This window comes from Bradyrhizobium sp. SHOUNA76 (assembly GCF_023006445.1).
Taxonomy (GTDB): Bacteria; Pseudomonadota; Alphaproteobacteria; order Rhizobiales; family Xanthobacteraceae; genus Bradyrhizobium.
Window position 1 is genome coordinate 1 of record NZ_JALBHA010000339.1, and the last position, 7,250, is coordinate 7,250.

The 7,250-nt window shown below is 65.4% G+C and carries 7 protein-coding genes; 2 read left to right on the forward strand and 5 right to left on the reverse strand.

Annotation, left to right across the window (positions count from 1 at the left end; all coding sequences use genetic code 11):
* From MOV74_RS26615 to MOV74_RS26630, 4 genes are all read right to left on the reverse strand, one after another.
* A partial coding sequence (locus MOV74_RS26615) for an FAD-binding oxidoreductase (protein WP_246929419.1) occupies positions 1-352 on the reverse strand: 352 nt, incomplete at its 3' end.
* A 43-nt stretch (positions 353-395) separates the two neighbouring features.
* Positions 396-1,271 (reverse strand): ABC transporter permease, encoded by an 876-nt coding sequence (locus MOV74_RS26620; RefSeq protein ID WP_246929421.1) that lies wholly within the window; start codon positions 1,269-1,271, stop codon positions 396-398.
* A gap of 3 nt (positions 1,272-1,274) precedes the next feature.
* Positions 1,275-2,225 (reverse strand): ABC transporter permease, encoded by a 951-nt coding sequence (locus MOV74_RS26625; RefSeq protein WP_246929423.1) that lies wholly within the window; start codon positions 2,223-2,225, stop codon positions 1,275-1,277.
* Positions 2,226-2,252: 27 nt separating this feature from the next.
* A complete protein-coding gene (locus tag MOV74_RS26630) occupies positions 2,253-3,944 on the reverse strand; it encodes a peptide ABC transporter substrate-binding protein (RefSeq protein WP_246929425.1) in 1,692 nt (563 codons plus the stop codon).
* Between the two features lie 218 nt (positions 3,945-4,162).
* On the opposite strand from MOV74_RS26630, the gene MOV74_RS26635 reads away from it, so the two are divergent.
* Both MOV74_RS26635 and MOV74_RS26640 read left to right on the forward strand, forming a co-directional pair.
* Complete coding sequence (locus tag MOV74_RS26635; protein ID WP_246929428.1) at positions 4,163-4,795, forward strand: cupin domain-containing protein; 633 nt, start codon at positions 4,163-4,165, stop codon at positions 4,793-4,795.
* Positions 4,796-4,953: 158 nt separating this feature from the next.
* Positions 4,954-6,828: an ATP-binding protein gene (locus MOV74_RS26640; protein WP_246929430.1), complete on the forward strand. Its 1,875-nt coding sequence runs from the start codon at positions 4,954-4,956 to the stop codon at positions 6,826-6,828.
* Between the two features lie 130 nt (positions 6,829-6,958).
* Here MOV74_RS26640 and MOV74_RS26645 read toward each other — a convergent pair.
* A partial coding sequence (locus MOV74_RS26645; RefSeq protein WP_246929432.1) for a helix-turn-helix domain-containing protein occupies positions 6,959-7,250 on the reverse strand: 292 nt, incomplete at its 5' end.

Below are 7,250 nucleotides of genomic sequence, written 5' to 3' on the forward strand. Positions count from 1 at the left end.
CCCAGCGCTCCCAGCCGGCGAGCTCGTCCCTGCTCTTGGTGAGGAACAGCACGCCGGTGCGGCGGAAGCCGGCATCGACGCCGGCGTCGTTCTGCATGTCCTCCCACAGCCGCAACGCCTCGCGCGCCAGCGGAATTTCCTCGCGCGCGCGGCCCTGCTGGCGGCACCAGCCCCAATTGCGGCTCGACTGCTCGCCGCCGACATGCCCCTTCTCGACGAGCGCGACGGAAAGTCCCTTCTTCGCCAGATGATAGGCCGCGGACACACCGATTACGCCGCCGCCGATGACGACGACGTCAGCCTGCGCCGGCAGGCGATCGTCGCTATTTATACGGTTGAGCGGCGGGGACATGGGGCACTCCTGGAAATCAGCTCGATCGAAGCTCGTCGGCTCGTCATGGGATGTTCATTCGCGGGTCGAGCGCATCGCGCAGGCCGTCGCCGAGGAAGTTGAAGCTCGTCACCGCGAGCGTGATGGCGAGGCCCGGCGCGATCGCGAGCCACGGCGCGCTGGTCAGATAGATCTGCGCGTTGTTGAGCATATTGCCCCAGCTCGCAGCCGGCGGCTGGATGCCGTAGCCGAGATAGCTGAGATAGGATTCCAGCAGGATCGCCTTGGCGACGTTCAGCGTCGCCGCCACCACGATCGGCGCGATCGCATTGGGCACGAGCTCGCGGAACATGATCCGCAGGTTCGACGAACCGAAGGCGAGCGCGGCAACGGCGAATTCGCGCTCTCTGAGCGATCGGACCTGGGCCTCGACGACCCGGGCCACCCACATCCAGGCGGTGGCCGCGATCAGCACGGTGGTGGTGACGAAGCCGGGCTCTATGAGCGCTGCGAGCACGAGCAGCAGGAAGATGGTCGGAAAGCACAGCACGGCATCGACGAGCCGCATCAGCACCGCGCCGACGACGCCGCCATAGAAGCCGGCAAAGGCGCCGACCACGATGCCGACCACCATCGCGATCACCATCGCGACGATGCCGATCGACAGCGACACCCGCCCGCCCATCATCAGCCGCGCCAGCACGTCGCGGCCAAGCTCGTCGGTGCCGAGAATGTGCGCGCCCGACAGCGGCGGTGCGAACCGCTTCATGATGTCGATATAGGTGTCGTCGAACGGCAGGAGATATGGGCCGAACGCCGAGCCCAGGACGAGAACCAGGATGGTCACCGCGCCCGCGAGCGCGAGGCGATGCCGGCGGAAGCGCCGCCAGGCGGCCTGGCCGGGGGAGAGCTGAACGGTGGAGAGGGTGGCAGCCGTCATCGCCTAGCCCACCCGGATGCGCGGATCGACGACGGCATAGAGGATGTCGGCAAGCAGCGAGCCGATCAGCACTATCGTCGCCGAGAACATCAGGATGCCCATCACCACGGGGTAGTCGCGGTAGCCGATGGAATCCAGGAACAGTCGCCCCATGCCGGGCCAGGTGAACACGGTCTCGGCCACCAATGCGCCGCCGAGCAACGTCGGAAGCTGGAGGCCGGCCACCGTGATCATCGGCAGCAGCGCGTTGCGCAGGGCATGCACGGTGAGGATGCGCCATTCCGGCATGCCCTTGGCGCGCGCAGTGCGGATGTAATCCTGGTTGATGACCTCGAGCATGGAGGATCGCATGAAGCGGCCCCACATCGCGGTCTCGACCAGCGCGAGCACCAGGGCCGGCGCGATCAGATGATGCAAGAGGTCCAGGAAGGAGCCGTCGCCGACGGTCTCTCGGTTGCCGGCCGGCAACCAGCCGAGTGTCACCGAAAACACGTAGATGATGACGAGACCGAACCAGAAGGTCGGGATCGACAGCGCGACCATGGCGCCGACGGTTGCGAGCATGTCGAACAGCGAATAGCGCCGCAGCGCGCCAAGGATACCGACCCAGCAGCCGAGCAGCACCGCGATGATGGTCGCCGTCGCCATCAGCTCCAGCGTCGCGCCGAGATGCGAGGAGATCACCGACAGCACGGACTCGCCGTCGCGGTAGGACTTGCCCCAATCGCCTCTCAGCATGCGGCCGAACCAGTCGAGATACTGAATTGGCAGCGGGCGATCGAGGCCAAGCTGCTTGGTGACGCGGTCGAGATCCTCCTGGGTCATCTGCGCGGAAGCCGCAAACTGCGAGAGCGGGCCGCCGGGCGCCAGATGCAGGATGGCAAAGCCGATCGCCGAGACGATCACGAGCAGCATGATCGCCTGCGCCAGGCGATTGACGACGTAACGGGCCATCTCAGGCGATCCAGCGAGCCGGATGCATCAGGCCCAGTACCATTCGCGGATGTTCCAGCAATTGATGGAGGTGTTGATGTTGGGACGGAAACCTTGCAGCCCTTCCTTCACGCCTTCGGCGATGAAGCCCTGGAACATGGGCAGGATCGCGAGGTCGTTGCGGATCAGCTTCTGCAGATCGCCATAGGTGGTCTTGCGCTGCGACAGATCGAACTGCTTGGCGCCTTCGGCGAGAAGACGGTCGGCCTCCGGGCTCTGGTACTGATAGGTGTTGTAGCCGCGACCGCCCTTGGCGGGAATGGCGCCGGAGCCGAAGCGCGGCGTTACGTCGGGATCGCTGCCCAGCATGAAGTTCACCGACACCAGCACCGAGTTGAATTTCGACTGCTGCCAGAAGTCGCCCCAGATCACCGCCGCCGGCATGTTGTTGACGCGCATCGCAGCACCGATCGCGCGCCAGTCCTGGATCAGCAGCTGCTGGGTCTGCTCGCGCACGGCATTGCCTGACGTCGTCGAATTGGTGAATTCGAGCTTGACGCCGCCCTTCTCGCGAATGCCGCCGGAGCCGCGGACCCAGCCGGCAGCATCGAGCAGCGCATTGGCCTTGGCGGGATCGTATTTGTGCTGCGGCAGGCCCTTCTGGAACGACCACGCCTGCTGCGGCACGAAGCTCTCGGTCTGCGTCGGCAGGCCGTAATAGAGCGCGTCGATGATCGCCTGCTTGTTGATGGCGAGGTAGAGCGCCTCGCGCACCGCGCGGTCGGCGAAGGGACCGAAATCCAGGTTGGGTGCGATATGCTCCACCGAGGACGTCGCGGAGACGAAGATCCTCCGGCCCTTCAGCGTCTTCGCCTCCTGCACGAAGTTCGGCAAAATGCCTTGCAGGCCGGTGTAATCGACCTGGCCGGTGCGGAACTGGGTGTAGAGCACGGTGAGGTCGGGGATATACTTGAAGACCACGCGTTCGACGTACGGCCCCTTGCCGTGATAGCCGGTGTAGGCGTTCAGGAGGATGTGGTCGCCGGGCACGCGCTCGCCCCAGCGGAACGGTCCGGTGCCGACAGGCGCATTGTGGAACGGCGAAGCGTTCGGGTCGGACACCTTCTCCAGGATGTGCTTGGGCACGATGAAGGTCAGCGATCCCAGGATCGACATATAGGGCGAATAGGGCGCTTCCATTCGCCAGTGGATCTCGTCCGCCGCGACGACCTTGATGTCCTTCACGAGACTATGGCCGACGCGGCTGCGGGCGCGGAAATTCGAATCGTTGATCAGATCGAGCGAGAACTTCACGTCGTCGGCCGTGAACGGCGTGCCGTCGTGCCACTTCACGTCGCTGCGCAGCTTGATCTTCCAGGTCAGGCCGTCGGCCGACAGCCCGCCATTCTCAATGGTGGGGACTTCGCGCGCCAGATCGGGAACGAAATTGCCGTCGGGATTGATGTACCAGAGCAGCGAGAACACCTGCCACCAGACGCCCTGATCGACCTCGATCCCGGGCATCAGCGGATGGAATACGGTCGGCTCCTGCGACAGCGCCGCAATCACCTGCCCGCGCGGCTTGTCCGGCGGATTGGTCGGGCGCTCGGTCTGCGCGAAGGCGTTGCCTGCAAGGCTCCATCCCGCCGCGGCACCCGCGCCGAGCTGGAAGAATTGACGGCGATTCGGAATGTCGAGATGCACTGCCCCAACGCCGAACTTGCCGGTGTCGTTTGCCATGACCCACTCTCCATTATCGCACGCGGCACCATCTCCCGCGCCCCGAGACCCCGGCAAAGGGACAGGAGTGGGCTTTAGTGCTTCTAAATTTTTCTATCAAAAATTCATCATAACTAAATACAGCTGTCAATCACATTGCTAGGATGCGCGACCTTTTCACTCCGACTGAAGCCTTGGCCGATCTGGTCCGGGGCTGAGATGATGCATGGGAGAGCGACATGGATGGTCGCGGCAACACCAACGGTCCGAAGGACGCCCCGACGATCGAGGCCGACGATGCGGTTGACCAGCGCCTCGGCGAGACCGTACGGCTGCTGCGCCAGCGCGCCGGCCTCTCGATACAGGACGTCGCCACCAGGACCGGCCTCTCCAACGGCATGATCAGCCAACTCGAACGCGCGCGCGCCATGCCGTCGATCCGGACGCTGCGCCTGCTCAGCATCGCGCTCGACGTCCCGATCTCCTATTTCTTCGAGACCACCGATCCCGGCGACGTGCAGCGCTACATCGTGCGCAAGAACAGCCGGCGCCTGCTGCGCCTCACCGCCAGCGGCGTCGTCAAGGAAGCGCTGACGCCGGCAGACAAGGGCCAGCTCGAGCTCTATGAGCTCACGCTCAATCCCGGCGCCTCGTCCGGTACCGACTTCCTCCAGCATACCGGCGAGAAGGCCGGCTACATCCTGTCCGGCAGCCTGCGGCTGTGGCTCGACAACCAGGCCCATGTGCTCGAGGCCGGCGACAGCTTCCGTTTCCCGAGCATCGTGCCGCACATGTTCGACAACCCGACCCAGCAGGCGGCGCGCGTGATCTGGGTGACGACGCTGCGCCAGACCGATTCGCCGGCGGGTTGATGCGCGAGGCCGGGCCTCGTGTCCGGGGACAGCCGGCCGCTTCGCGCCACCGGAAATTGCCCCTCGACGGAAACGCACGGAGTCTGTAGCTCACATCAAGCGGCTCCCTGAACCGGGCGGCCGGGGCGGTCCTTGGCTGGCGTCTTTGGTATGAGACCATGAAACTCAGGGGGCTTCTGACACTCGCGCTGGCCACACAGGCCATCGTGACGGCCGCAGCCCTTTTCGCCTCCTATGCCGTGACCGGCAGCGGCACGCGTGAATTCGGCATTCTCCAGCTTGTCGCCCTGCTGGCAAGCGCCGCCGTCGCGGTGCTGATTGTCCGCCTCTGCACCGGCACGATCGCGAGGTCGGAGGAAAAGCGCACCGCCGCGCAATCGGCTGAGCTGGCGCGGGCAGGCAGCGACAGCGCGCAGATGACGCAGGCCGTCATCAAGACCGCGCTCGACGCCTTCATTCAGATCGACGACAGCGGCGCCGTGCTGGAGTGGAGTTTTCGGGCGGAGGCCCTGACCGGATGGACGCGCAAGGAGGCTCTCGGTGCCCACGTCGTCGACCTCATCGTCGCCGAACCGCTCCGCGCCGCTTTCAGGCAGCGCATGGCGCGGCACGTTCCGGAATTGTCGGACACACCTGCCGGCATGCGCTTCGAGCTCACCCTGATCCACAGGAACGGTGAGCGGATCCTGGCCGAGGCGTCCAGCACGGTCTTGCGGCTGGGCGGGCGCGCCATCGTCAACACTTTCGTCCGGGACATCACCCAGAAGCGCGCCGCCGAGGAGCAACTGATCCAGTCCCAGAAGATGGAGGCGGTCGGGCAACTCACCGGCGGCATCGCGCACGAATTCAACAACATGCTCACGGTGATCACAGGCACGATCGAGATCCTCGCCGACGCCGTCAAGGACAACCCGCCGCTTGCGACCATCACCAGGCTGATCAGCGAAGCCGCCGATCGCGGCGCTGCGCTGACATCGAGCCTGTTGTCATTTGCCCGCAAGCAGGCGCTGCAGCCGGCCGAGATCGACGTCAACGAGCTGCTGGAAGAACTGGCTAAGCTGCTGCTGGCGACCTTCGACAAGAAGATCGAGATCGTGACCCGGCTTGGCGGCAACGTCTGGCTCGCCTTCGCCGATCGCAGCCAGCTGAGCTCGGCGCTGCTCAACCTCGCGATCAACGCCCGCGACGCCATGCTGGATGGCGGCAGGCTGACGCTGACGACGCGCAACGTCGTGTTCGGCGTGCGCGAGGCCGTCGCGATCGGCGCCGGCTATGCCGGCGACTATGTCGAGATCGAGATTGCCGACACCGGCACGGGCATTCCGCAAGCCATCCTGGAGCGGATCTTCGACCCGTTCTTCTCCACCAAGGAGGTCGGCAAGGGCACGGGGCTCGGCCTCACCATGGTGTTCGGCTTCATCAAGCAGTCCGGCGGCGGCATCAAGGTCGCGTCCGAAGAAGGTCGCGGCACGATCTTTACTGTCTACCTGCCGAAGGCGGAGGCGAGCACGCTGCGTCCGTCCGGCTACGACGACCGCAAGATCGTGGGGGGCCAGGAAACCGTTCTCTGCGTCGAAGACGACCGCGATGTCCGCCAATACGTGACGGTTCAGCTCGAAGCCCTCGGTTACAAGGTCATCCCGGCCGCCAATGCGACCGAGGCCCTCGCCATCTCCGCCGAAGGCAGGCCGTTCGACCTGCTCTTCACCGACATCGTGATGGCCGGCGGCATGAACGGGCGGGAGCTCGCCGAGCAGATGGCGGCCGCGCGGCCTTCCTTGCGTGTCCTGTTTACGTCGGGTTATGCCTACGACTCGCTGCATGCGCAGGGACGCGCCACCATGGGCGCACCGCTGCTGAGAAAGCCTTATCGCAAGGCCGAGCTCGCACGCATGCTGCGCCGCTGCCTCGACACCGCCGTCGATTCCGCAGGCGACGCGATCCCGACGCCCTACTCGGTGCAGGCCGATGTCGAGGCTTTTCTGCGCAGGCAGGCGGCGGAAGACAGCGGGACAGGGAAGCCGCGGAAATAGCCGCCTCGTGCCCGAAGCGGAATCGCTTCAAGTTGAAGCGATTATCGCGGTGGCTCCTTCACCTCTCCCGCAAGCGGGCGAGGGAGCGCACCTCCTTTGTTGCTGCATCAAACCTCATCTCATCGCACGCTCAGCTCATCCTTCGCCGCAGCGTGGCCGACGGCGTCTCGCCGAATTTTTCGCGGTAGGCGCCTGCCATTCGGCCGAGATGGGTGAAGCCGAGATCGAAGGCGAGGTCGGTGATGGAGACATCGGGTGACGCCTGCGCGAGGCGCGCGTGGAGACCGGCCAGGCGCATGTCGAGCAGCATCTGCGAGATCGACAGGCCGAAGTGACGGCGGAATCCGAGCTGGAGCGCGCGGATGCCGATGCCGGCGGCGCAGGCGAGCTGCACGAGGTCGAGCGGCTCGCCGGCATTGTCC

Excerpts from the sequence above, each read along its gene's own strand:
- MOV74_RS26625 (WP_246929423.1), bottom strand. The coding sequence starts at position 2,225 with ATGGCCCGTTACGTCGTCAATCGCCTGGCGCAGGCGATCATGCTGCTC.
- MOV74_RS26620 (WP_246929421.1), bottom strand. The coding sequence starts at position 1,271 with ATGACGGCTGCCACCCTCTCCACCGTTCAGCTCTCCCCCGGCCAGGCC.
- MOV74_RS26640 (WP_246929430.1), top strand. The coding sequence starts at position 4,954 with ATGAAACTCAGGGGGCTTCTGACACTCGCGCTGGCCACACAGGCCATC.
- MOV74_RS26630 (WP_246929425.1), bottom strand. The coding sequence starts at position 3,944 with ATGGCAAACGACACCGGCAAGTTCGGCGTTGGGGCAGTGCATCTCGAC.
- MOV74_RS26635 (WP_246929428.1), top strand. The coding sequence starts at position 4,163 with ATGGATGGTCGCGGCAACACCAACGGTCCGAAGGACGCCCCGACGATC.